Source organism: Bacillus methanolicus PB1 (genome assembly GCF_000262755.1).
In the GTDB taxonomy this organism is placed as follows: domain Bacteria; phylum Bacillota; class Bacilli; order Bacillales; family Cytobacillaceae; genus Bacillus_Z; species Bacillus_Z methanolicus.
Genome location: NZ_AFEU01000002.1, coordinates 391,426 through 416,775 on the forward strand (window position 1 = coordinate 391,426; position 25,350 = coordinate 416,775).

Annotated in this window: 25 protein-coding genes and 2 pseudogenes; 25 read left to right on the forward strand and 2 right to left on the reverse strand. The window is 39.1% G+C overall.

Translation table 11 applies throughout. The features are described 5' to 3' along the window. Positions 1–74: 74 nt before the first annotated feature. Complete coding sequence (gene dnaA, locus PB1_RS07020; RefSeq protein WP_003351569.1) at positions 75–1,421, reverse strand: chromosomal replication initiator protein DnaA; 1,347 nt, start codon at positions 1,419–1,421, stop codon at positions 75–77. Between the two features lie 578 nt (positions 1,422–1,999). Here dnaA and rpmH point away from each other — a divergent pair. The 12 genes and pseudogenes from rpmH to PB1_RS07080 all read left to right on the forward strand — a co-directional run. Then, complete coding sequence (gene rpmH, locus PB1_RS07025) at positions 2,000–2,134, forward strand: 50S ribosomal protein L34 (RefSeq protein ID WP_003351570.1); 135 nt, start codon at positions 2,000–2,002, stop codon at positions 2,132–2,134. Positions 2,135–2,245: 111 nt separating this feature from the next. Next, positions 2,246–2,614, forward strand: a complete 369-nt coding sequence (rnpA, locus tag PB1_RS07030; protein ID WP_003351571.1) for a ribonuclease P protein component — start codon at positions 2,246–2,248, stop codon at positions 2,612–2,614. Positions 2,615–2,754: 140 nt separating this feature from the next. Next, positions 2,755–3,534, forward strand: coding sequence for a YidC family membrane integrase SpoIIIJ (gene spoIIIJ / locus PB1_RS07035; protein ID WP_003351572.1), 780 nt, complete (start codon positions 2,755–2,757; stop codon positions 3,532–3,534). Then, on the forward strand, positions 3,531–4,151 hold the full coding sequence (gene jag / locus PB1_RS07040) for an RNA-binding cell elongation regulator Jag/EloR (RefSeq protein ID WP_003351573.1): 621 nt from the start codon (positions 3,531–3,533) through the stop codon (positions 4,149–4,151). The genes spoIIIJ and jag overlap by 4 nt, the downstream gene beginning before the upstream one ends. A gap of 490 nt (positions 4,152–4,641) precedes the next feature. Then, on the forward strand, positions 4,642–6,027 hold the full coding sequence (mnmE, locus tag PB1_RS07045; RefSeq protein WP_003351574.1) for a tRNA uridine-5-carboxymethylaminomethyl(34) synthesis GTPase MnmE: 1,386 nt from the start codon (positions 4,642–4,644) through the stop codon (positions 6,025–6,027). A 205-nt stretch (positions 6,028–6,232) separates the two neighbouring features. Next, entirely contained in the window at positions 6,233–8,122 is a 1,890-nt protein-coding gene (gene mnmG / locus PB1_RS07050; RefSeq protein WP_003351575.1) for a tRNA uridine-5-carboxymethylaminomethyl(34) synthesis enzyme MnmG, read from the forward strand. Positions 8,123–8,155: 33 nt separating this feature from the next. Further along, positions 8,156–8,872 (forward strand): 16S rRNA (guanine(527)-N(7))-methyltransferase RsmG, encoded by a 717-nt coding sequence (rsmG, locus tag PB1_RS07055; protein ID WP_003351576.1) that lies wholly within the window; start codon positions 8,156–8,158, stop codon positions 8,870–8,872. Between the two features lie 117 nt (positions 8,873–8,989). Next, positions 8,990–9,859, forward strand: a complete 870-nt coding sequence (noc, locus tag PB1_RS07060; protein ID WP_003351578.1) for a nucleoid occlusion protein — start codon at positions 8,990–8,992, stop codon at positions 9,857–9,859. Positions 9,860–10,047: 188 nt separating this feature from the next. Further along, complete coding sequence (locus tag PB1_RS07065) at positions 10,048–10,809, forward strand: ParA family protein (RefSeq protein ID WP_003351579.1); 762 nt, start codon at positions 10,048–10,050, stop codon at positions 10,807–10,809. Continuing rightward, positions 10,802–11,658, forward strand: a pseudogene (locus PB1_RS07070) (ParB/RepB/Spo0J family partition protein). The gene PB1_RS07065 and the pseudogene PB1_RS07070 overlap by 8 nt, the downstream one beginning before the upstream one ends. 187 nt (positions 11,659–11,845) lie before the next feature. Beyond that, entirely contained in the window at positions 11,846–12,067 is a 222-nt protein-coding gene (locus tag PB1_RS07075; RefSeq protein WP_034645093.1) for a helix-turn-helix domain-containing protein, read from the forward strand. A gap of 231 nt (positions 12,068–12,298) precedes the next feature. Continuing rightward, a pseudogene (locus PB1_RS07080) lies at positions 12,299–12,617 on the forward strand (DUF554 family protein); the annotation flags it as partial. 52 nt (positions 12,618–12,669) lie between these two features. Here PB1_RS07080 and yyaC read toward each other — a convergent pair. Beyond that, complete coding sequence (yyaC, locus tag PB1_RS07085; RefSeq protein WP_003351583.1) at positions 12,670–13,287, reverse strand: spore protease YyaC; 618 nt, start codon at positions 13,285–13,287, stop codon at positions 12,670–12,672. A gap of 245 nt (positions 13,288–13,532) precedes the next feature. Here yyaC and PB1_RS07090 point away from each other — a divergent pair, with 245 nt between their 5' ends. The 13 genes from PB1_RS07090 to dnaB all read left to right on the forward strand — a co-directional run bounded on the left by PB1_RS07090 (position 13,533) and on the right by dnaB (position 25,129). Further along, the gene (locus PB1_RS07090; protein WP_003351584.1) at positions 13,533–14,417 is read left to right on the forward strand and encodes a mechanosensitive ion channel family protein; all 885 of its coding nucleotides are present in this window, start codon (positions 13,533–13,535) and stop codon (positions 14,415–14,417) included. An 8-nt stretch (positions 14,418–14,425) separates the two neighbouring features. Beyond that, positions 14,426–14,623, forward strand: a complete 198-nt coding sequence (locus tag PB1_RS07095; protein ID WP_003351586.1) for a DUF951 domain-containing protein — start codon at positions 14,426–14,428, stop codon at positions 14,621–14,623. Between the two features lie 322 nt (positions 14,624–14,945). Beyond that, positions 14,946–16,046, forward strand: a complete 1,101-nt coding sequence (gene ychF, locus PB1_RS07100) for a redox-regulated ATPase YchF (RefSeq protein WP_003351587.1) — start codon at positions 14,946–14,948, stop codon at positions 16,044–16,046. A gap of 224 nt (positions 16,047–16,270) precedes the next feature. Beyond that, positions 16,271–16,789, forward strand: coding sequence for a phosphatase PAP2 family protein (locus PB1_RS07105; protein ID WP_003351588.1), 519 nt, complete (start codon positions 16,271–16,273; stop codon positions 16,787–16,789). 16 nt (positions 16,790–16,805) lie between these two features. Next, positions 16,806–17,954 carry a glycosyltransferase family 4 protein gene (locus PB1_RS07110; RefSeq protein ID WP_003351589.1) on the forward strand — a complete coding sequence of 383 codons (1,149 nt, stop codon included), beginning with the start codon at positions 16,806–16,808 and terminating at the stop codon, positions 17,952–17,954. Positions 17,955–18,310: 356 nt separating this feature from the next. Beyond that, positions 18,311–18,598, forward strand: coding sequence for a 30S ribosomal protein S6 (rpsF, locus tag PB1_RS07115; protein ID WP_003347055.1), 288 nt, complete (start codon positions 18,311–18,313; stop codon positions 18,596–18,598). A gap of 73 nt (positions 18,599–18,671) precedes the next feature. Beyond that, entirely contained in the window at positions 18,672–19,166 is a 495-nt protein-coding gene (gene ssb, locus PB1_RS07120) for a single-stranded DNA-binding protein (protein WP_003351590.1), read from the forward strand. Positions 19,167–19,215: 49 nt separating this feature from the next. Further along, a complete protein-coding gene (rpsR, locus tag PB1_RS07125) occupies positions 19,216–19,455 on the forward strand; it encodes a 30S ribosomal protein S18 (RefSeq protein ID WP_003347052.1) in 240 nt (79 codons plus the stop codon). 140 nt (positions 19,456–19,595) lie between these two features. After that, positions 19,596–19,838, forward strand: coding sequence for a hypothetical protein (locus PB1_RS07130; protein WP_003351592.1), 243 nt, complete (start codon positions 19,596–19,598; stop codon positions 19,836–19,838). 353 nt (positions 19,839–20,191) lie between these two features. Continuing rightward, complete coding sequence (locus PB1_RS07140) at positions 20,192–21,139, forward strand: YybS family protein (RefSeq protein ID WP_003351595.1); 948 nt, start codon at positions 20,192–20,194, stop codon at positions 21,137–21,139. A gap of 27 nt (positions 21,140–21,166) precedes the next feature. Next, positions 21,167–23,140: a DHH family phosphoesterase gene (locus PB1_RS07145; protein ID WP_003351596.1), complete on the forward strand. Its 1,974-nt coding sequence runs from the start codon at positions 21,167–21,169 to the stop codon at positions 23,138–23,140. Beyond that, positions 23,137–23,586: a 50S ribosomal protein L9 gene (gene rplI, locus PB1_RS07150; protein WP_003351597.1), complete on the forward strand. Its 450-nt coding sequence runs from the start codon at positions 23,137–23,139 to the stop codon at positions 23,584–23,586. The genes PB1_RS07145 and rplI overlap by 4 nt, the downstream gene beginning before the upstream one ends. A 178-nt stretch (positions 23,587–23,764) precedes the next feature. Next, complete coding sequence (gene dnaB, locus PB1_RS07155; RefSeq protein ID WP_003351598.1) at positions 23,765–25,129, forward strand: replicative DNA helicase; 1,365 nt, start codon at positions 23,765–23,767, stop codon at positions 25,127–25,129. Positions 25,130–25,350: the final 221 nt, after the last annotated feature.

Consider the following 25,350-nt stretch of genomic DNA (forward strand, 5'->3'; position numbering starts at 1 on the left):
CGGTTATGAAAGGAAACACAGTCTATCCACTTGTGGATAGACTGTGTGTAAGTCGATAAAAGTTATACACATTATTAAACTTTTAACATGTCATGAATTTCTTTAATCTGTTTTTGAAGTGTTGAATCGGTTTCGAGCAGCTTTGAAATTTTTTCATGAGCATGAATGACAGTTGTATGGTCTCTTCCGCCAAATTCTTCTCCAATTTTCGGCAAGGAGAAATCAGTCAGTTCCCTTGATAAATACATGGCAATTTGTCTTGGAAACGCAACGGATTTCGTCCTTTTCTTTGCTTTAAAATCTTCCAGTTTGACATTAAAATGCTCGCCGACCGCTTTTTGAATATCATGAATGGTAATCACTTTTGGTTTTGAGCTGGGAATAATGTCTTTCAGAGCTTCAGCCGCAAGGTCGGCATTAATATCTTTGTTTATGAGGGATGAATAGGCAACAACCCTTATTAGCGCCCCTTCAAGTTCACGTATGTTCGAATCTATTTGATTTGCAATATAAAGCATAACTTCATTTGGGATATCTAATCCCTCTGCCTTCGCTTTTTTCCGTAAAATTGCAATCCTGGTTTCCAGATCAGGAGGGGTAATATCAGTGATTAGTCCCCATTCAAAACGGGATCGCAATCTGTCTTCAAGTGTCGGTATTTCTTTTGGAGGCCGGTCACTCGAAATAACAATTTGTTTGCTTTCCTCATGCAGAGTATTAAACGTATGGAAAAACTCTTCCTGGGTTTGTTCTTTTCCGGCAAGAAATTGAATATCATCAATTAGAAGAACATCTACATTTCGATATTTATTGCGGAAATCGCCAGCTTTATTGTCGCGAATTGAATTAATAAATTCATTCGTAAATTTTTCGGAAGATAAATAAACGACCTTTGCGGACGGATTATGTTCTAAAACATAATGGCCTATTGCATGCATTAAGTGTGTTTTTCCAAGACCTACACCACCATAAATAAATAGCGGGTTATAGGCTTTTGCCGGAGCTTCTGCAACTGCCAGTGAAGCTGCATGGGCAAAACGGTTTCCTGAACCAATGACAAATGTGTCAAAAGTGTATTTTGGATTTAGCATATTTTGCGGAAAATCGGGCTGATCTTCATCCTTTTTTGTTTTCTTTGGAGGAAGTTTAAGATCAACATCTTCTTCACTTTGATTTTGCGGAATAATAAACTTTACTTTTAATTCCTCCCCGGTAATTTCATAGAGAATCCCGGAGATTAATTGTGAATAGCGTTCTTCCAGCCAATCTCGGGCAAACTCATTTGGGGCTGTGATCGTAAGAGTGTCGCCTTGCAAGGAATGGGCTTTTGTCGATTTTAGCCACGTATCAAAACTTGGTTTGCTTATCTTTTTCTCAATATTCGACAAAGCCTTACTCCAAAGATCCGCAATATTTTCCAACTGTCACCCCTCCTTTAAACTGTAGGTCGTAATCCAGAACCTATTAATTTATTAAAATATGAAGCTAAGTATGTGGATAACTATATAATAAGGAAGAAAAAAGGGTTTCGACAATATTCACCGTTTGTGGATAATTTTTTCCATACCCGTTGAATAACCTGTCCACACTATATCCACAATTTGTGGATAATTGAGTTGTACACAAAGATTTATACAGAATAAAAACACAGTTAATAATATCAAATAAAACTAATAGGTGCAATGCTTTTTCTAACTTTATCCACAAGTGATCCGGTATGTTGATAAAAATTGTCCACAAGACTTGAGTGTGTGAAAAAGTTGTCAGTATCTGTTGTGGATAAGAAAAATCTGTCGAATAATATCCACAATGCTATTTTTAAAGGTTCATTTATGTAAAATCACTTTTTTGGAATAACTTTCTGGAGTAGTAAAAATCAATCTTTTAAAATGCAGAATGAAAAGATCATTGTTAATAGTGCAGTTGACAATTTTTTAAGTAAATTTATATAATTAAAAAGACTGTCTTTAACGCTATTCCTCGAGGGAGGTGTTATATTATGAAAAGAACTTATCAACCGAGTAAGCTTAAACATAAAAGAGTTCACGGTTTCCGGGCAAGGATGAGCACTTCTAACGGACGTAAAGTTCTGGCTCGCCGGCGTCGAAAAGGAAGAAAAGTATTATCAGCTTAGGCCACTGAAATGTCAGTGGTCTTTTTTCACATAGAGTTCAATTTCTCTTTTCTGCCGTATGAGAAATCAGCGGCAAGTGCTCCAGAACAGAATCTGAGGGTGGATAAAACCATGAAAAAAGAATTACGGGTCAAGAAAAACAAAGAGTTTCAGGAAGTATTTCAGAAAGGAAAATCCTATGCGAATCGGCAGTTTATTGTTTATGTTTTAAAAAAAGCGGATCAGCCTTATTTCCGAATCGGTCTCTCCGTCAGTAAAAAGATCGGAAATGCCGTAACCCGAAACCAAATAAAGAGATATATTCGCCAAGCCTTTTTGGAATTGAAAGAACAAATACAAAACGGCAACGATTATGTAATCATTGCGAGAAAGCCGGCAGCGGACATGGATTTTCATGAAGTAAAGAAAAGCATAACCCATGTTTTAAAAATAGCGAGAGTTTTTAAAAGCACAGAGGGTGGAAATAATGAAAAACAATAATAGTTTTTGATAAGTTTATAAAGACTCTTACATAGAAAAGATGGTAAAATACATGTGGACTTATAAGGTTTAAATCGGACAAAATCTGATGTCCAGTTTTCGATAGATTGATTTTACTTGTAGTTAGGAGGAAAAAACGGTTGAAAAAGCGAATACTTTTTTTAATTGGTTTCATTGCGCTGATCACAATTCTTACGGGCTGTACGGAATACAACCAGCCAATTACAGCTGAAAGTGAAGGCTTTTGGAATGAATATATTGTATATCCTCTCTCGATGTTGATTATTAAGGTAGCTGAAATTGCGGGAGGAAGTTTTGGTATATCCATTATCCTGGTAACGATTCTTATTCGACTAGCAATCCTTCCTTTGATGATAAAACAAACGAAAAATTCGAAAGCGATGCAAGCGCTTCAGCCAGAGTTGCAAAAACTCAGGGAAAAATACAGTTCAAAAGACCAAAGAACGCAGCAAAAACTTCAGCAGGAAACGATGGCTTTATTTCAAAAGCATGGTGTAAACCCGTTTGCAGGCTGTTTTCCGTTATTAATTCAGATGCCCATTCTCATTGGATTTTACCATGCAATTTCTCGTACAAGAGAAATTGCTGAACATAATTTTTTATGGTTTGATTTAGGCTCTCCGGATCCATTATACTTACTGCCGCTTATTGCGGGTGCAACAACATTTATCCAGCAGAAAATGATGATGGCTGGAACAGAAAACCAAAATCCGCAGATGGCAATGATGCTATGGATCATGCCGATCATGATCATCATTTTTGCAATTAACTTTCCGGCAGCTCTTTCATTATATTGGGTAGTCGGTAACATTTTTATGATTGTTCAAACTTATTTCATTAAGGGCCCGGATCTCAGAAAAGAGGTAGAGACCGGCAAAGCAGGAGGAGCAAAGAAGTGAAACAAGTAACTGCTACTGGACAAACTGTCGATGAAGCAGTGGAATCAGCTTTAACTCAATTAAACACCACGAAAGAGCGCGTAGAAATAACGATTATTGATAAAGGAAAAAAGGGGATATTCGGTTTTTTTGGATCACGCCCGGCAGTTGTCAAAGCTGAAATCAAAATTGATCCGATTGAAGAGGCAAAGGGATTTTTAAAAAACGTTGCCGAGAAGATGGGGGCATTAATCGATATTGAGGTTGTTCAAGAAGGAAAGCAGGTAAGTTTTCTGTTATCAGGCGAAAAAATTGCTCTTTTAATCGGAAAAAGAGGGCAAACACTTAATTCACTTCAGTATTTAACACAATTAGTGATCAACCGCTTTTCAGATCAATATATAACAGTGCTCCTTGATGCAGAAGATTATAGAACAAGAAGAAATGAAACACTTGTTCAATTAGCGGAAAGGCTCGCACAAAAAGCACTGAAATCCGGGCGGGACGTTGCACTTGAACCGATGCCATCATTCGAGCGCAAAGTCATTCATACCGCTTTAGCAAATAATGCCCGTGTGAAAACTTATTCTGATGGAGTAGAACCGCATCGTTATGTCGTTATTTCACCTGTAAAATAGAATATTTCAAATGGGGCTGACTTATAAGGGTCTGACTCCCTCCGACAATAACAATATATAGAATATTTTTTAGTGTTTGGTCTATATGTTGTATTGGAGGGGTCTGACCCTTGCTTATGAGTCAGCCCCCTTTTTTTATCGAATAATATACGGATTTTCGTTTTATTGTTATTCACATGTGGATAAGTTACAATAATACAAAGAAAAATATATAGTTGTGGATAAATCTAATCATTTTTAGGAGATAATACTTTTTCATAATTCGAGCATGTGGTATTGTAAAAACTTAGGGGAAAAAACATTGCAGGTTAAAACAGTGACGTTCTGCGGAAAGACAAACTTTCCTTTGAGCGAAAATAACATTTCCGAAGCGAATTTTCCCTTGACCAGTTGAAACGTCTTTATTTGCACATTATATGTACGTTGAAGCGAAAGCGTCATTAAATATAAACCTAATAGAAAAATTTAAAAATAAGAGAGGTGAACGGGGATGGAGTTTGACACAATAGCCGCAATTTCTACTCCGATGGGGGAAGGAGCCATTGCGATTGTACGTTTAAGCGGCGATCAATCGATCGAAATCGCGGACAAGCTGTTTCGCGGCGTTGGCGGCAAGCGGATAAAAGAAGCTGCATCCCATACGATTCATTACGGTCATATTATAGATCCAAAATTGAACGAAGTTGCGGAGGAAGTAATGGTTTCGGTCATGAAAGGCCCTAAAACTTTTACGAAAGAAGATGTAGTGGAGATCAATTGCCACGGAGGGCTTGTTTCAGTCAACCGTGTGCTTCAGCTCGTGTTGAGTAACGGGGCGCGCCTTGCAGAGCCGGGGGAATTTACGAAACGTGCTTTCTTAAATGGGCGGATTGATTTATCACAAGCCGAAGCTGTCATGGATTTAATCCGGGCAAAAACAGACCGTGCCATGAATGTTGCGCTTGGACAAATGGAAGGACGCCTTTCCAAATTAATAAAAAAGCTGCGTCAGGAAATTTTGGAGATTCTCGCCCACGTAGAGGTGAATATTGACTATCCTGAGTATGATGATGTTGAGGAAATGACGCACAAAATGCTTTTGGAAAAAGCTCAATATGTACGAGAGGAAATTCAAAAGCTTTTGCGAACTTCCGAGCAGGGAAAAATACTAAGAGAAGGATTATCAACGGTAATAGTCGGACGTCCGAATGTCGGCAAGTCCTCGCTTTTAAACAGCCTTGTTCATGAAAATAAGGCAATTGTAACCGATATTCCCGGTACAACACGGGATGTTATTGAGGAATACGTGAACGTCCGCGGAGTTCCTTTGCGCCTTTTAGATACAGCCGGAATACGCGAAACCGAAGATATTGTGGAGAGAATCGGTGTAGAGCGGTCAAGGCAAGTCTTAAAAGAAGCCGATTTGATTCTGCTTGTTCTGAACTATTCAGATGATCTGACACCGGAAGATGAAAATCTTTTTAAAGCCGTTGAAGGCATGGATGTCATCGTAATCGTCAATAAAACCGATTTGCCGCAGAAAATCGATATGGAAAAAGTAAAAGAATTGGCGAAAGATCATAAAATTGTGACAACGTCTCTTCTTGAAGACCGCGGAGTAGATGAATTGGAAGAAGCAATTGCATCTATGTTCTTTGAAGGTTCTATCGAAGCGGGAGATTTGACATATGTATCGAACAGCCGCCATATAGCTTTGCTTCATCAGGCGCTGAATTCGATTGAGGAGGCGATCCGGGAAGTTGAAATGGGAACCCCGATCGATATCGTTCAAATTGATTTAACAAAAACATGGGAACTGCTTGGAGAAATTATCGGAGACAGTGTCCACGAAAGTCTGATTGACCAGTTGTTCTCTCAATTCTGTTTAGGAAAATAACGTTGTTTAAAACCCGAACGGGTCTGTAAATTCGAGAATTGGCTTATAAATGATGAAAAGCGGCTCATAAACCTCGAAAAGTGGCTCATAAATCTCGGAATTGGTTTGTAACCTCGGAAATGCTTCATAACCCGGGAAATAATTCATCAACCGAAAAAATCGTTAATAAGCATAAAATTTTATTTTAAAAAAAGGAGGAAGCGTAATGCAATACGAAGCTGGGAATTATGATGTGATTGTCATCGGCGCGGGACATGCCGGCTGCGAAGCAGGTCTTGCTTCCGCGAGGCTCGGTGCCAAAACATTAATGATCACAATAAACCTTGATATGGTTGCTTTTATGCCCTGCAATCCTTCTGTTGGCGGTCCTGCCAAAGGGATTGTTGTAAGAGAAATCGATGCATTGGGCGGAGAAATGGGAAAAAACATTGACAAAACCTATATCCAAATGCGGATGCTGAATACAGGAAAAGGTCCTGCTGTACGCGCATTGCGTGCTCAAGCAGACAAATTTGCCTATCAGCATGAAATGAAAAAAACGCTTGAAAACGAACCAAACCTTACTTTAATTCAAGGAATGGTTGAAGAGCTTATTGTAGAAGATGGAGTATGTAAAGGTGTCATTACAAAAACAGGGGCTGTTTATCGGTCCAAAACAGTTGTGATTACAACAGGAACTTTCTTAAGAGGAGAAATTATCATCGGAGAACTGAAATATTCAAGCGGACCAAATAACCAGCAGCCTTCCATCAAGCTATCAGAACATCTGGAGGAGCTTGGTTTTGAACTTGTCCGTTTTAAAACCGGAACTCCGCCTCGTGTGAACAGCAATACAATTGACTACAGCAAAACGGAAATACAGCCGGGGGATGATGTTCCACGAGCGTTTTCTTATGAAACAACAAAGTATATTACGGATCAGCTTCCTTGCTGGCTTACCTACACAAATGAGGAAACACACATGCTGATTGACGAAAACCTTCACCGTGCGCCGATGTTTTCCGGAATGATCAAAGGCACAGGACCGCGTTATTGTCCATCAATTGAAGATAAGGTTGTTCGTTTCCACGATAAGCCGCGCCATCAAATCTTTTTGGAACCTGAAGGAAGAAATACGGAGGAAGTTTATGTACAAGGGCTGTCAACAAGTTTGCCGGAAGATGTCCAAAAGAAAATTTTAAGGACAATCCCGGGTCTTGAAAATGCGCAAATGATGCGCTCGGGCTACGCGATCGAATACGATGCAATTGTTCCGACACAGCTTTGGCCGACATTAGAAACAAAATTGGTCAAAAATTTATATACTGCCGGACAGATAAATGGAACATCAGGATACGAAGAAGCTGCCGGACAAGGATTGATGGCGGGAATTAACGCTGCCCGAAATGCCTTAGGAAAAGATGAAGTCATTTTAAGCAGGTCCGACGCATACATCGGTGTGATGATTGATGACCTCGTTACAAAAGGAACAAATGAGCCATACCGTTTATTGACTTCAAGAGCCGAATACCGGCTGCTTCTCCGTCATGATAATGCTGATCTTCGTTTGACAGAGCTTGGCTATCAAATCGGGCTTATCTCCGAAGAACGATACAGAAAATTTATTGAGAAAAAAGAAGCAATCGAGGCTGAGAAAAAAAGGCTTAACTCCATTATTATCAAGCCTGCAAATGAGGTTCAGGAACTAGTCCGTTCCCTGGGCGGAAGCGAACTGAAGGACGGGATTCGGGCGTCTGACCTTTTGAAACGGCCGGAAATGATCTATGAACATATCGAGATGCTTGCTCCGAATGAAATCGAATTGGATTCGGAAGTTAAAGAGCAAGTAGAAATTCAAATTAAGTACGAAGGCTATATTGAAAAATCTCTGCAGCAAGTAGAGAGATTAAAGAAAATGGAAGACAAAAAAATTCCTGAAGACATTGATTATGATGCAATCACTGGATTGGCAACAGAAGCCCGTCAAAAGCTAAAAGAAGTAAGGCCATTATCAATTGCCCAGGCATCACGCATCTCCGGCGTGAATCCGGCTGATATCTCGATTTTGCTTGTGTATATCGAACAAGGCCGTATTGCCCGGGTATCGAATGAATAAATAGCAGGATGTACCGCAAGGAAGGATTGTCCTATGAACATTGAACAATTTCAAACGATGCTAGCTGAGAAAAGGATTTCCCTTTCCCAGCAGCAATTAGATCAATACGAAACGTATTACCTAACTCTTGTTGAGTGGAATGAAAAAATGAACTTGACTGCCATTACCGAGAAAAATGAAGTTTATTTAAAGCATTTTTATGACTCGATTTCTGCAGCATTTTATTTTGATTTTGAGAAACCTTTGCGTGTTTGTGATGTAGGGGCAGGAGCGGGATTTCCGAGTATACCTTTGAAAATCGCTTTTCCTGATCTGCATGTGACGATTGTTGATTCATTGAATAAGCGAATTACTTTTTTGGAGCATTTAGGAGAGGTTTTACAATTAAAGAACGTTCAATTTATACATGACCGAGCCGAAACGTTCGGCCAAAAAAAAGAACACCGTGAAAGTTATGATGTTGTTACCGCAAGGGCAGTAGCAAAAATGTCTGTATTAAGCGAGCTTTGTTTGCCGCTCGTAAAACTGAGCGGAACATTTATCGCGATGAAAGGAGCCAGTGCAAACGAGGAATTAGAAGCAGCCAAAAAAGCGATTTCCGTATTAGGGGGAAGCCTTCAAAGCGTTCATTCTTTCCGTTTGCCATTAGAGGAAAGCGAACGGAATATCTTGATTATTAAAAAAGAAAAGCAAACCCCTAAAAAATATCCCAGAAAGCCAGGGACTCCTAATAAAACTCCTATCGAATAGAGTTACTTTTTCCGCATTATGTGGCATAATTTGTTTTATAATGTATTTGAATAGCAGGAACTTGTCATTATTATAGAGAATATGTTATAGGGAGTTTCGTAAAGGTGGTGCAGGGTGATGAAGCGTTCATTTTCACGCTTTTTTGGCCTAGGCGAAAAAGATCAACAAGATGAAATAGAAATTCCGGCTGAACAATTCGAAACCGATCATACGAAAGAAATAAAGAAGATACCGATCGAAGATATCGTTCCGAATCGCTTTCAGCCAAGGACGGTATTTGACGATGAGAAAATAGAAGAATTGGCACGGACCATTCATACACATGGCATAATTCAGCCTATCGTAGTCAGAGAGTTTGGAAAGAACCAGTTTGAAATTATCGCGGGCGAGCGGCGCTGGCGGGCGATGAAAAAACTTGGCTGGGATGAAGTTCCCGCGATTATTAAGAATCTTAATGATACAGAAACCGCCTCAATGGCTCTGATTGAAAATTTGCAAAGAGAAGAACTTTCCCCAATTGAAGAAGCTGTTGCGTACGGGAAGTTGCTTGAGCTTCATAATTTAACGCAAGAAGCTTTGGCACAACGGCTGGGAAAAGGGCAATCCACAGTTGCAAATAAGCTCCGCCTTCTTAAACTTCCCAATGAAGTCCAGGAAGCACTTTTGAATAAAAATATTACCGAACGGCATGCCCGGGCTCTTATTCCATTGAAAGATCCGGACAAACAAGTAAAATTGCTGCAGGAAATTATTGATAAAAATTTAAATGTGAAACAAACCGAAGAACGGGTTGCAAAAATGCTTGACCAAACTGAAAAAAAGCCTCAGCCGAGAAGAAAAGCATTCAGCAAAGATATGAGAATTGCTGTTAATACAATTCGCCAATCTTTATCAATGGTATCTGAAAGCGGTATTACCCTTGATTCAGAAGAGGAAGAATTTGAAGATTATTACCAATTCACCATTCGCATTCCAAAAAAGAAATAGCACTTATACCTATATAAGAGAAACTGAACAACCGATTAGTTTCTCTTATTTTTATGTTTTATAAAATTCTATGTTTCTTTAGAAATTAGAGAAAAAATCTATTATCCTATCTTTTTCATGATAAAATAGAGATTACATGATTACTAGTCAAAGAGTAAGCCATACAGGAAATGAGGGTAGGTGACATCGTGGGCAAAGTAATTGCAATCGCGAACCAAAAAGGGGGAGTTGGAAAAACGACCACCTCGGTCAATCTAGGCGCCTGCTTAGCATACATAGGAAAAAAAGTTTTAATGGTAGACATAGATCCGCAAGGCAATGCTACCAGCGGTGTTGGAATTGAAAAAGGCGATGTAGCTCAATGCATTTACGATGTGTTAGTAGACGATGTAGAAGCTAAAAAAGTCATAAAGCCAACTTCTGTTGAAAATTTAGATGTGATTCCGGCTACCATTCAGTTGGCCGGAGCAGAAATTGAACTCGTACCGACGATTTCAAGGGAAGTTCGATTGAAACGGGCACTGGAGGAAGTAAGAGAAAATTATGATTATATCATTATTGATTGCCCGCCATCACTTGGCTTGCTGACGATTAATGCTTTAACCGCTTCTGATTCAGTCTTAATCCCGGTCCAGTGCGAATACTATGCACTGGAAGGCTTGAGCCAGCTGTTGAATACTGTACGTCTTGTTCAAAAACATCTTAACCATAATCTCCGGATTGAAGGTGTCTTATTAACGATGCTTGATGCCAGAACAAACCTAGGTCTCCAAGTTATCGAAGAAGTAAAAAAATATTTTCAAGATAAAGTATATAAAACCATCATTCCGAGAAATGTACGTCTAAGTGAAGCACCAAGCCATGGAGAACCGATTATTATATATGATCCAAAATCAAGGGGAACGGAGGTTTATTTAGATTTGGCAAAGGAAGTGGTTGTAAATGGCTAAAGGTTTAGGAAAAGGACTCAATGCATTTTTTACGAATTTGGAAGTTGAAAATGGAGAGACAGTTCAGGAAGTCAATATTAAAGAACTTCGCCCCAACCCTTATCAACCACGGAAGATTTTTCAGCAAGAAGCGATTGAAGAATTGAAACAATCGATTCTCGAACATGGGATTTTACAGCCGATCATTGTAAGAAAAAGCATTAAAGGTTATGAGATTGTTGTTGGCGAAAGGCGTTATCGGGCAGCAAAAGAAGCAAATCTTGAAAAGGTGCCTGTCGTAGTTCGTGATTTAAACGAGCAGCAAATGATGGAGTTAGCGGTTTTGGAAAATCTGCAAAGGGAAGATTTAACTCCTATTGAGGAAGCCTCAGCATATCAAATGTTAATGAAAAAACTAAATTTAACACAGGAAGAATTAGCAAAACGCCTCGGGAAAAGCCGTCCACATATTGCAAACCATGTAAGGCTTCTATCACTTCCTCCAAATATTCAGGAGTTAATTTCAGAAGGACAAATATCGATGGGACATGGAAGGGCATTATTAGGTTTGCGTAATAAAGAAAAAATAGCTGCTGTTGTTGAAAAAACAATCAAAGAAAATTTAAATGTCCGCCAACTTGAACATCTGATCCAACAATTAAATGAAAATGTTTCACGTGAAACAAAAAAAAGAAAATTGAAAAAGATCTTTTTCTGCAGGAGAGAGAATCAATATTGCGTGAGCGGTTTGGTACGACAGTCAATATAAAGAAAACAAAAAATAAAGGGAAAATCGAAATAGAGTTTTTCTCACAAGAAGACTTAGAACGGATTCTTGAATTATTGGATGCGAATGATTTATCCTCTTAAGCCATCAAGACAAGATGATGGTTTATTTTTTTTATCGTTTCCCGACAGAAGACTCCCACTTCAAGGAATAGGAAGGGTGAAGCCCAATAAGTAAGTGGGAGATGAATGTCGGTTTGCGATAGCCAAAAACCTTCCTCATTATGATATAATAGAAACAAATGTTCCTTATGGAAGTGAGGTGAACATCATGATTGTTAACAAAGCCTATAAATTTCGCATCTATCCAAACAAGAAACAAATTGAACTCATTAACAAAACGATTGGCTGTTCAAGGTTCGTTTTTAACTTCTTTCTTGCTAAGCAGAAAGCAAAGGACGCTTACTGGCATATTTGCGAAGAAATAGTTCAAAATCTCAGCTTCCAAAGAATAATTGGAAGGGTGAATACTTCAACAAGAAAGAAACCATAAAATCACTTCCAAAATTAAAAAAACAATATGAATTTTTGAAGGAAGTGGATAGTATTGCGTTGCAAAAATCAGTTGAAAATCTTGCTGACTCTTATGTTAGATCTTAAAAATGAAGCTATAAAGTTTCTAACCGTCGGTGCGACGGGGCTAGCCTACTAAGATAACTGAAGGTTACTTCGGTGTTCGTAGGAATCTCCCGCTTCAAACAGACCATAAGGCCTTAAGCGGTGAGTAGTTCAAACAAAGGCGATTATTGACGGATTTACCGCATTAATTTTAACGACTACGCTCGGAACCGGCGTTTTGTTTTCTGCTTTCCCGGTTATGATTTATGAAGGAACAATCGCTCTTTTTCGCCGCGCAAATTGACCGTTTTGTTCCACAGGCGCTTATGAATAGCTTTATAGAGGAAATGACAGCTACAGGCGGATTGATGATCTTTGCCATTGGATTAAATTTGACAGGTATAACAAATATTCGCGTAGCAAATTTATTGCCGGGCATTGTCGTATCCGGGCTGATTGTTGCAATTATTTATTGTTTTCAGTAAAATTACTATTATAAAAAATGGGAAGGTTTTTCTGAGGCCCTTCCCTTTTACATTATTTCGTTTGATCAAGGCTCCAGTTTACTTCTTTCCATGATTGTTTGTTATGAAAAGCCATGCTAGCTTTATAGATGCCATCTGCGATTGTTTTTGCCATTTTTAATACAAGATTAAGCCTTGTATTTTGCAATACAAAAAATTCCATAAAGCCGCTGACATTCACAATACCTGTAATATGAATATCTCCTACAGGCGGAAGCTCTTTATTCACTCCTGCTCCGGGTTTTACCGGTCCTTCACCGATTTGAATAACGCCAACGCTCTTTAATCGTCCAAGACATGCATCAATTGCAATGATAAAAGGATGAACATGTTTTTCTTTTATTTCCATTAATTTGTTTTCAAGATTAACTGCATGGATTGGATCCTCAAGCGTTCCGTATATATAAAAAGGAGCAATTGTTTTTTCTTCCAGAAGCGTTCCGACAAGTGGACCTAATGAATCACCAGTTGAGCGGTCAGTGCCAATACAAAGAAATACGATCGGGCGGCTGCCAATGACTGGAATAAGTGATAATAATTCATTTGAAATTTTTTCAGAAGCCAGCTGCTCATCGTGAAATATTCTTGACGCTTCGCCTCGCTTTTCAAAAAAATTGGGTTTTAGATTCATCGGTTCCACTCCTTTTCCATAGTAGTAACAGTATACGGAAAATTTATGTAATGTATACATACCTGAAATGGGAATTCTGTAAACAGGGTAAAAGGAACTAGGAGCTTAAATTTGTTGCACGGTTAGAAACTACAAAGTAAAATAAAAATTTGTTAAGATAAAATGGATTTATCGAAGGATGCACTTAAAATGCGCGAACTATGAAATTATTACAGCTTTGAATATACCCGAAAGCAGGTGATATTATGCAAGAAATGTTTAATAATCTTAAAGAAAAATTTCTAAATGAAGATACATGGATTGCATTTGGAGCCGGCCTTCTAAAAATTATGGCCATTATGATACTCTCCGCAATAGTATTGCGAATCGGCAAACTGATCATTAAAAACATTTTCCTTGTAAGAGCAAAAGCTCCTCTTCGTTTTTCGGAGCGCAGGGAAGCAACATTAAAGAAATTGCTTGAAAATATCCTTACATATGTTGTCTATTTCATTGCTATTATCACAATTTTGTCAACACTGACGATTGAGGTAAAACCTCTTTTAGCCGGGGCAGGGATTGTAGGTCTTGCAGTTGGATTCGGGGCACAAAGTCTTGTAAAAGATATCATTTCCGGGTTTTTTATTATTTTTGAAGATCAATTTTCTGTAGGAGACCATATACGTGTAGGCCAGTTTGAAGGAACGGTAGAGGAAATTGGCTTAAGGACTACGAAGATTAAAAACTGGACAGGTGAACTTCATATTATACCCAATGGAAGCATTACAGAAGTTACCAACTTTTCCCTTTATAACAGTGTGGCAGTAGTTGACGTAAGTATTGCATATAATGAAGATATTGAACGTGCGGAAAAAGTTATTCAAGAGTTTTTGAAGGACCTCCCGGATCAATATGAGGATATCGTGAATCCTCCAGAACTATTGGGTGTTCAAAATCTTGGTACATCTGAAGTAGTTTTGAGAATTGTAGCTGAAACATTGCCAATGCGGCATTTCAATATTGCCAGAATGCTGCGAAGGGAAATAAAAGTTTTGCTTGAGGCCCATGGATTCGATATTCCGTTCCCGCGCCTTGTCATGTACAGCCGAAGTGATGAACAGGAAGCGCAAAAACAGTTAGGAAAGGAATAGGATAGTATATGGAGGAAAAAGAGTTTGGACTGTATGATGTTGTCGAGATGAAAAAGCCTCATCCTTGCGGAACAAACCGCTGGAAAATTATTAGAATAGGTATGGACATCCGCATTAAATGCGAGGGCTGCGCCCACAGCGTGTTAATTCCGAGGAAAAAATTTATACGAAAGATGAAAAAAATACTTGTGAAGCATGAGGAATAAATCATGCTTCTTTTTTAGGGGCTGTCTCATAAGGGTCTGACCCCATGTGCATTATCAATATATAGCATATTTATCCAACATTATGTCCTATATATTGTGTTATGGGGTCTGACCCTTAGGCTTTTTATACGGTGTCTTACCTAGAAGACCCATCTATCGTGGTGGCTGATATGCCATGGAGGTTTGAGACAGCCCCTTTTTTTACTCTGCGTCAAGCACTTGTGTTTTTAATAGCTTCTATCTATAATTGTGAGAGGTTTATTCGTTTTGTCAATTTACCTAAACGGATTAAATAGATTATATGATCAGAGGAGTGACAGGGATGGCCTTAACAGCAGGTATCGTCGGATTGCCGAATGTAGGAAAATCGACACTATTTAACGCAATTACTCAAGCGGGAGCTGAAGCCGCAAACTATCCTTTCTGTACGATTGATCCGAATGTAGGGATTGTCGAAGTGCCGGATCACCGTTTAACAAAATTAACAGAACTTGTCCAGCCGAAAAAAACAGTGCCAACCACATTTGAATTTACGGATATTGCCGGGATTGTAAAAGGTGCAAGTAAAGGGGAGGGCCTCGGAAACAAATTTTTGTCCCATATCCGTGAAGTAGATGCGATATGCCAGGTTGTTCGCTGTTTTGCTGATGATAACATCACACATGTTTCCGGAAAAGTTGATCCGGTTGCTGATATCGAAACGATTAACTTAGAATTAATTTTAGCCGACCTTGAATCAGTGGAAAAACGCATCGGCCGTGTTGAAAAGATGGCTAAGCAAAAAGATAAAGATGCCAGTTTTGAGTTTGAAGTTCTTTCGATGCTAAAAGAAGCATTTGAATCAGAAAAGCCTGCCCGTGCGGTAGAATTTTCCGATGAACAAATGAAAGTTGTCAAAGGGCTTCATCTTCTTACAATCAAACCGGTTTTATATGTGGCAAACGTCGGGGAAGAAGATGTTGCCGATCCGTCTTCAAATGAATATGTCCAACAAGTGAAAGAATACGCGGAGAAAGATAACTCCGAGGTGATTGTCGTTTGTGCAAAAATTGAATCGGAAATTGCTGAGTTAGACGGGGAAGAAAAAGCAATGTTTTTACAAGAACTCGGAATTGAAGAATCCGGTCTTGATCAATTAATTAGAAAAGCTTATTCATTATTGGGGCTTGCCACATATTTTACCGCCGGAGTTCAGGAAGTGCGCGCGTGGACGTTTCGTAAAGGTATGAAAGCTCCGCAATGTGCCGGAATTATTCATTCTGATTTTGAAAGAGGATTTATTCGAGCTGAAACTGTTTCATATGATGACTTGTTAGCGGCCGGCTCTATGGCGGCAGCCCGTGAAGCAGGGAAAGTACGTCTTGAAGGAAAAGACTACGAAGTACAAGACGGAGACATTATCCATTTCCGTTTTAATGTATAGAATTCCTCGACTGTCAATTTAAGTATTGGCGGTTATGGTACATGTATCGGCAAAATATATTAGTAACAGCAGCTCTGCGGATGAGTTCTGCAGGGCGTTTTTTGTTCCGTTTATTTTTTTCAGAATATTAAGATTAATAAAATCTTTACATCTTCTTAATTTTTCTCTTACTATTACTCTTTATAATTATTGTAAAGAAACGATTATAAAGGGGAAATCGACCGGTGGAAAGGGCAAAAGCATGGATTTATAAATATGATCAAAATTGGTTTTATCATTGTAACCGGTGGCCGGAAATTGTGATTTCCTTTTTTAAATGGATTACACATTTCGGCGGTGCTGGATTTACTATATCTATTCAATTTCTGCTTCATATTGTCGGTCCAGACTTCTTGAAATCAACTGTTTTGGCCGCCAGCTACTCATTGGCAATAAGCCATCTGATTGCAATCTTAATGAAACGATTTTTCCGCCGGATTCGTCCTTATCTGGCATTGCCTGATGCCAAAGTGTATGGCTATTTATTTAGGGATCATTCTTTTCCTTCAGGGCATTCCACTGCCATTTTCTCAGTAGTCGTTCCTTATTGTATATATATTCCAATATTAGTGCCTTTTCTTCTTCCATTAGCTGCACTCGTGGCTTTTTCGAGGGTTGTGCTCGGTGTCCACTACCCGTCTGATGTAGCAGCTGGGGCAATCTTAGGTTCTATGACAGCTCTGTTCTTTAGTTATTTTATTTAAGAAGAGGAGGTCCGCAATGCGTATTGCATTATTTTCGGATACATTTTATCCGCAAGTGAACGGTGTGGCGCGAACATTGAAAAGACTGGCTGATCATATGGAAAAAAGAGGAATCGAATATGAGATTTTTGTTCCTGAGTTAGAGGAAGGAATCGTTTATCCTAATACACATCAATTTACGAGTTTTCCTTTTTTATTCTATCCTGAATGCCGGACTGCCATTGCTAATCCTTATAATATTCTTAAAAGGGTAAGCGATTTTTCGCCTGATCTCGTTCATGTCGCTACACCGCTGACAATGGGCTTATATGGGATACATGCTGCCAAACGGCTTGAAATCCCTATGGTCGCTTCTTACCATACCCACTTTGACCAGTATTTGAAGTATTATAGGCTAACGTGGCTGTCTTCACTTTTATGGCGCTATATGAAATGGTTTCACACGCCATTTGAAAGAATTTTTGTCCCATCGTCTGATACGAAGGAATATTTAGAGGAACGTGGATTTCATAACCTCTCAATATGGAGCAGAGGCGTCGATTGCTACTTATTTAATCCCGAAAAGAAAAACGGTTATTTACGCAATCGGTATCAAATAAAAGAGCGCTATATCCTTCTTTATGTTGGCCGCTTATCTCCGGAAAAAGACCTTCAAACTCTTTATAAAATTATTGATGAAATGCCGGCTGAGTTTCAAAAAGAAATTCATTGGGTTATAGCAGGGGACGGGCCAAGTTACAAGGAAGTATATGATCATGTAAAGGACAAGAAAAATGCAACTTTGACGGGATATTTAAAAGGTGAGGAACTGGCCATGGCGTATGCAGAAGCCGATTTGTTTGTGTTTCCTTCTACAACTGAAACATTTGGTAATGTTGTATTAGAATCCCTGGCTTCTGGAACACCGGCAATTGTTGCAGACATAGGAGGAGTTACAGGAATTGTTCAGAACGATGTAACTGGCATGATTTGCCGTTCCCATGACCACAAACATTTTCTTGAAGCCATCCAGCAGCTTCTCTTAAATGATGCGAAGCGGAAAACAATGGAGCATTCAGCGAGAACATACGCTTTAAAGCAATCATGGGAATCAATCTTTGACGGGCTGATTGAAGAATATAAAGAAGTTATTTTCAAGAAAAAGAAAATGCTGCTTCATGCTTAAAAAGCACTTGCAAGGTGCTTTTTTATTATTAAGTGATTTTTTTATTAAAGGTAGGCAATCTCAGCTATTAAATTAGTAAAAGGCCCTTTTCGCAGATATTGTTGCTATTGCAAATACAAGAACACTTGTTCTATAATAAATATGGAAATCTAGGATTTCCGTTTTGCTGTGAATGCACGCTGCGCTTGATGGGAACAGACATCAAGCAACTCACGGATTTTCTAAAAGCAACAATCTTTTAAAAAAGAGTGTAATTGCAAAGCTAGAAGAACTATGCTATAATTTCATCTTGTGAGTAATGAATAATTGCTCCTTGCCCGATTTCGGGCCGTTTAGACCAAAAGGAGGTGAACGTGATGAGAAAGTACGAAATTATGTACATCATCCGCCCAAACATTGAAGATGAAGCAAAAAAAGCGCTTGTTGAGCGTTTCGACAACATCTTAACTGAGAATGGTGCGGAAATTATCGAATCAAAAGAATGGGGAAAACGCCGTCTTGCTTATGAAATCAAAGATTTCCGCGATGGAATTTACCATATCATTAACGTGAAATCTGAACCGGCTGCGGTTGAAGAATTCTCTCGATTAGCAAAAATCAACGAAGATATCATTCGTCATATTGTTGTTAAAGAAGAAGAATAAGCTTTAAATAGATAATACCCAACTCTTAAAATGTTTCACATGAAACATATGTTGGGGAAAGGAGTTGATTCTGATGATGAATCGTGTCGTTCTTGTTGGACGTTTGACAAGAGATCCCGAACTGCGCTACACACCAAATGGAGTTCCGGTTACAACTTTTACTCTTGCTGTAAATCGTACGTTCACGAATCAGCAAGGTGAACGGGAAGCAGATTTCATTAACTGTGTTGTTTGGAGGCGTGCAGCGGAAAATGTAGCAAACTATCTGAAAAAGGGAAGTCTTGCTGGTGTAGATGGACGTTTGCAAACGCGCAGCTATGAGGCACAAGACGGAAGACGTGTTTATGTAACAGAAGTCTTAGCTGAAATTGTTCAATTTCTCGAACCTAGAAGTGCTTCCAGTGACAGAGGCGACAGTGGTTTTTATGGTGGCCCAAAGGATCAAGACAATCCATTTGGAAATCAGAATCAACGCCAGAACAACAATCAAGGTTATACACGTATAGATGAAGATCCATTTGCCGGCGATGGGCAAATTGACATCTCAGATGACGATCTTCCATTCTGACGACTATCTAACGAACGTTTTATCATGAAAATTAAAGGAGGGAAATATGATGGCAGGAGGACGCAGAGGCGGTCGTGCAAAACGTCGTAAAGTGTGCTATTTCACAGCGAACGGAATTACACACATTGACTACAAAGATGTTGATCTTCTTAAAAAATTCATCTCTGAGCGCGGCAAAATTTTACCTCGCCGTGTAACAGGCACAAGTGCGAAATACCAACGCAAATTAACAGTTGCGATCAAACGTGCACGTCAAATGGCATTATTGCCATTCGTTGCAGGTGAATAATTTTGAATCAAAGCAGCAGGTCTGATTCCTGTTGCTTTTTTTAATAAAGGAAACTTTTTGTAAAACTTTGCCGGATAAGCAGGATATTTGACCACCTGAATGGAATCTATTAATAAGCTATATGAAAAGGTGGAGATGATGTGTTGGATCGGACAAGCTATATTGCCGGCATACTCTATTACTTGACAGATGATGCAGATGTTAAAAAGGCTGCAATTGAAATCCTCAACGGTGAATTAACACTTAAAGAAGCCTCCAAAAATAAAACAGTGAAACGATATTTGAATTTAGCAGAAAAACAATTCAAATCAAAAGACGTTTCTGAACCATTGCACAAACAAATCATTGAATTCATTGAAAAAAACCTCTATGAATATATATAATCTCTAATCAATTGCAGTCCATTCAAAAATGCGGGCTGCTTTTTTATCTGTTCTTTTTTATGAACCAGTTTTGATTGTGAACCGATTTTCGGATATATCGACCATTTTCCGTAATTTATCAACCACTTTTCGTAATTTATCAACCAGTTTTCGAAAATATCGACCTCTTTCCATGAAGTAACGTACACTTTTCGAATATATCAACCTATCTCATGATTATGAACCAATTCCGTAAGTATGAACCTCATTTCATAAGCTGCAGTGATTATGAAGAATCAATTTTGCATAGTTGAACACGGCTTTGATTGTAGCTAAAATAGACTTCAAGGGTGTGTCTGAATAAGAGGTGGATTATGAAAAAAAATATTCAAAGGCTCACTGAAGGAGCTGTTTTATTAGCGGCATATTCCGTTTTATTGTTAATAACGATGTATATTCCTTTATTAGGAATGATTGTTAATTTCTTTTTGCCGCTTCCATTTATTTTGTTTTATGCGAAAAACGACACGAAAACTTCTTTTGTTTTCCTTATTGCATCTGTCGTAATATCGCTTGTGGCAGGAAGCATTTTTGCGGTTCCATTAGCTCTTGCTTATGGATTGACCGGAGCAGTTATGGGATATTTAATAAGAGAACAGAAAAACAGGGGAACGGTTTTTATAGCCGGCTCTCTCGTCTTTTTGCTTAATTTGATTATTCAATATATTGTAGCTGTAACGTTTTTTCAAATCAATTTCATTGAAGAAATGATGAAAATGTTTCGGGAATCTGTAGATATGTCGCTAGAAATGTTGGAATCAATTGGCAAAGATCCCGGTCAGAAGGCTGCCGAACAGCTTTTATCAAGCGTTGACATGATTGAAACATTAATGCCAAGTTTGTTTGTGGTTGTTTCTTTTATCAATGTTTTTTTGATTCAGCTTGTTTCCCTTCCGATTTTAAAAAGGTTCGGGGTTAGGATTGGAAAATGGAAGGCTTTCAAGGACTTGACCCTGCCGAAAAATTTATTATGGTATTATTTGGCTGTTTTGCTCATTTCGATGGCGGTCAATCCGGAAGAAGGCAGCTATTTGTTTTCGGCCCTGTTAAATTTATCGTTTATTTTACAATTATGTATGATTGTACAGGGATTATCCTTTGTCTTTTATTTCAGTTCCATAAAAGGTTATTCCGCCGCGATTCCAGTCACCGTGACAATTTTATCATTGTTGCTGCCAATAATTCTTTATGTTGTGCGGATATTAGGTATAATTGATTTAGGTTTTGATTTAAGGCAGCGCTTAAAAAACAATCATAAGTAAAACACTACTGTTATAGGAGCTGAAAACATGCCTTCGTATCGAGAAAAAAAGTCCATACGTTATCCACTATACGGACTTATGGGCGTAACAGTGGTGCATCTGGGTGTATTAGCTTTTTATAACTTGTTATTCAGCCTGGCTGGATTTCTTCTTGCTTCTCTTTCTTTTTATTTGGTATTCTGGCTTGATCAAAAGCAGAGAAAAAAAACGGAAGAATATATAACAAGGCTATCTTACCGGGTCAAAAGAGTCGGTGAAGAAGCTTTAATGGAAATGCCGATCGGCATTATGCTGATAAATGATGACTATATAATCGAGTGGACAAATCCTTTTTTGGCTTCATGTTTTCAAGAAGATACGCTCGTGGGAAGATCCCTCTATGACGTTGCCGATTCGCTCATTCCTCTGATTAAACAGGAAGTTGAAACCGAAATTATTACTCTCCATGAGCGGAAATTTCGAGTCATCCATAAGAAGAAAGAACGTCTTCTTTACTTTTTTGATGTGACCGAACAAACGGAAATTGAGAAAATGTACCAGAATGAGCGTACAGTCATTGCCATCATCTTTTTAGATAATTATGATGAAATGACGCAGGGAATGGATGACCAAACACGAAGCAACTTGAACAGCCTCGTTACGTCCTTGCTGAATAAGTGGGCCAATGACAACGGAGTCTTTTTAAAGAGGGTATCTTCGGAAAGGTTTATTGCTGTTTTCAATGAACATATTTTGCATTCACTTGAAAAAGAGAAATTTAGTATTTTAGATGAAGTTCGCGAAGCAACTACGAAGCAAAATGTCTCTCTTACATTAAGCATTGGAATTGGAACCGGTGTTTCTTCTTTGCCTGAGCTAGGTTCTCTTGCTCAGTCAAGTTTAGACCTGGCCCTTGGCCGGGGCGGAGATCAGGTTGCCATCAAGCAGACGAATGGAAAAGTGAAATTTTACGGCGGAAAAACAAATCCCGTGGAAAAACGGACAAGAGTCAGGGCCCGCGTGATCTCACATGCATTAAAAGAGCTAATCACAGAAAGTGATAAAGTCATTATTATGGGCCATAAAAATCCTGATATGGATGCCATCGGTTCAGCCATCGGCATTCAAAAAGTCGCCCAGATGAACGAGCGGGAAGGATATATCGTCATAAATTTCCAGGAAATCGATACAGGTGTAAAGCGCTTGATGAAAGAGATCGAGCAAAATGAGGACCTGTTGTCAAGATTTATTAGTCCGGAAGAGGCGCTGGAAATCGCTACAGATGATACATTATTGGTTATTGTCGATACCCATAAGCCTTCACTTGTGGTTGAAGAGAAACTGTTAAATAAGATAGAGAATGTGGTTGTCATTGACCATCACCGCCGCGGTGAAGATTTCGTCAAGAATCCGCTTCTCGTTTACATGGAACCATATGCGTCATCGACTTCAGAACTTGTTACAGAGCTTTTAGAATATCAGCCAAAACGGGGAAAAATTCAAATGCTTGAAGCAACAGCCCTGCTCGCGGGAATTATTGTCGATACAAAAAGTTTTACTTTAAGAACGGGTTCCCGCACATTTGATGCTGCTTCCTATTTGCGGGGAAAAGGTGCTGATACGGTATTAGTCCAAAAGTTTTTAAAAGAAGATGTGGATACGTATATCCGGCGGGCCAAGCTGATTGAAACCGTCCACTTTTACCGCGACGGCCTTGCAATTGTAAAGGGAAAAGAAGACGAAATTTACGATCAAGTCGTGATTGCTCAAGCTGCTGATACGCTGTTAACGATGGACGGGGTACTCGCTTCGTTTGTCATCGCCAGACGTTCTGAGAACACGGTCTCAATTAGTGCGAGATCCCTTGGAGATGTCAATGTCCAGATGATTATGGAGAACCTGGATGGCGGAGGCCATTTAACAAATGCAGCAGCTCAATTAACTGATGTAACTGTTGCTGAAGCGGAGGAACAGTTAAAATCTGTTATCGAAGAATATGTTGAAGGGGGAAAAAAGGAATGAAAGTCATTTTTCTTAAAGATGTAAAAGGAAAAGGAAAAAAAGGCGAAATTAAAAATGTTGCGGACGGATATGCCACTAACTTTCTCATAAAGCAGGGACTTGCAGTCGAAGCGAACAAGGAAAATTTAAGCAAATTAAATGCCCAAAAGAAAAAAGAGGAAAAAATGGCAGAGCAGGAACTCGCCCAAGCGAAACAATTGAAAGATCAACTTGAAAAACTGACGGTTGAACTGTCAGCAAAAGCCGGTGAAGGCGGCCGCCTTTTTGGTTCCATTACAAGCAAACAAATTGCTGACGAACTTCAAAAGAAACATAACATTAAAATAGACAAACGTAAAATTGAGCTTGAAGATGCAATTCGCTCATTAGGTTACACAAAAGTTCCCGTAAAATTGCACTCAGAAGTAACTGCTACATTGAACGTCCATGTGAAAGAAGCAAACTAATTTTGGCAGTTTCTTTCAAGAACAAACATGATAAAATAAAAAAATGTGATCGGTTATGCTCGGTCACATTTTTTCTAGTCTTTAAGTCATGTCTATTAAACTATTATATTGCAGCACCTCCTATTAGTTTCGTTGCTGCTTTGACCAGTTATTCCTCTTCATAAAGGAGGTTGTTTAGATGAATGAATTATTTGCTGATCGGCTGCCGCCCCAAAACATTGAAGCGGAACAGGCAGTACTCGGGGCAATTTTCCTGGAACCGTCTTCGTTAACGGTTGCTTCAGAAATCTTAATTCCTGAAGATTTTTACCGGGTTTCTCATCAAAAAATTTTTAATGTCATGCTGAAGCTGCATGACCAAGGAAAAGCGGTCGACTTAATTACCGTAACTGAAGAGCTTGCCGCAGCAAAAATTTTAGAAGATACAGGCGGTGTCAGCTACTTAAGTGAATTGGCCGGTTCGGTCCCGACAGCAGCGAATATTGAATATTACGCAAGAATTGTTGAAGAAAAGTCTTTATTGCGCCGCTTGATCCGGACAGCGACAGCGATAGCCCAGGACGGATATACCCGCGAAGATGAAGTTGATACAGTATTAGAAGAAGCGGAAAAAAGCATTCTTGAGGTAGCTCATCGAAAAAATGCCGGTACTTTTCATAATATCAAAGATATTTTAGTCCGGACATACGATAAAATTGAAATGCTTCATAATCGTAAAGGAGAAATTACCGGACTGGAAACAGGGTTCCGGGAGCTTGATAAAATGACAGCCGGCTTTCAGCGCAATGATTTAATTATCGTTGCAGCCCGTCCATCAGTAGGGAAAACGGCATTCGCTTTGAATATTGCCCAGAATGTTGCCACGAAAACAGGTGAAAACATTGCAATTTTCAGTTTGGAGATGGGCGCTGAACAACTTGTCATGCGTATGTTGTGTGCGGAAGGGAATATCAACTCCCAGAGGCTTCGGACCGGTACTCTGACAGATGAAGACTGGGGCAAACTAACGATGGCCATGGGCAGTTTGTCGAATACCGGAATCTTTATTGATGATACACCCGGGATAAGGATAAGCGAAATTCGTTCGAAATGCAGGCGTTTAAAACAAGATCACGGTTTAGGAATGGTCGTTATCGACTACCTGCAGCTTATTCAAGGGAGCGGCCGCCCAAGTGAAAACCGCCAGCAGGAAGTTTCCGAAATATCTCGTTCATTGAAAGGATTAGCGCGAGAATTAGAAGTCCCTGTCATCGCACTTTCCCAGCTTTCCCGCGGGGTGGAACAACGGCAAGACAAGCGTCCGATGATGTCAGATATCCGGGAATCAGGAAGTATTGAACAGGATGCGGATATTGTCGCTTTCTTATACCGTGATGACTATTATAATAAGGAAACAGAGAATAAAGACATTATCGAAATTATCATCGCCAAACAGCGTAACGGCCCTGTCGGTACGGTCGAACTTGCATTTGTCAAAGAGTATAATAAGTTCGTAAATTTAGAGCGGCGTTTTAATGAATCATCGATTCCTCCGGGAGCATAAAGGAGGCTGTCTCACAAGGGTCTATCCCATATGCATTTTTCAATATATAGCACATTTATCCAACATTATGTCCTATATATTGTGTTATGGGGTCTGACCCCACTAGCCTTGCATAAAAGTAAATAAATTCAATATTTTACTTTATTTAACATAATCTTTTTTAATCTAGATGCAAAAAAGGCTAACTCCATTTAAGTTAGCCTTTTTTGTCCCATTTATTT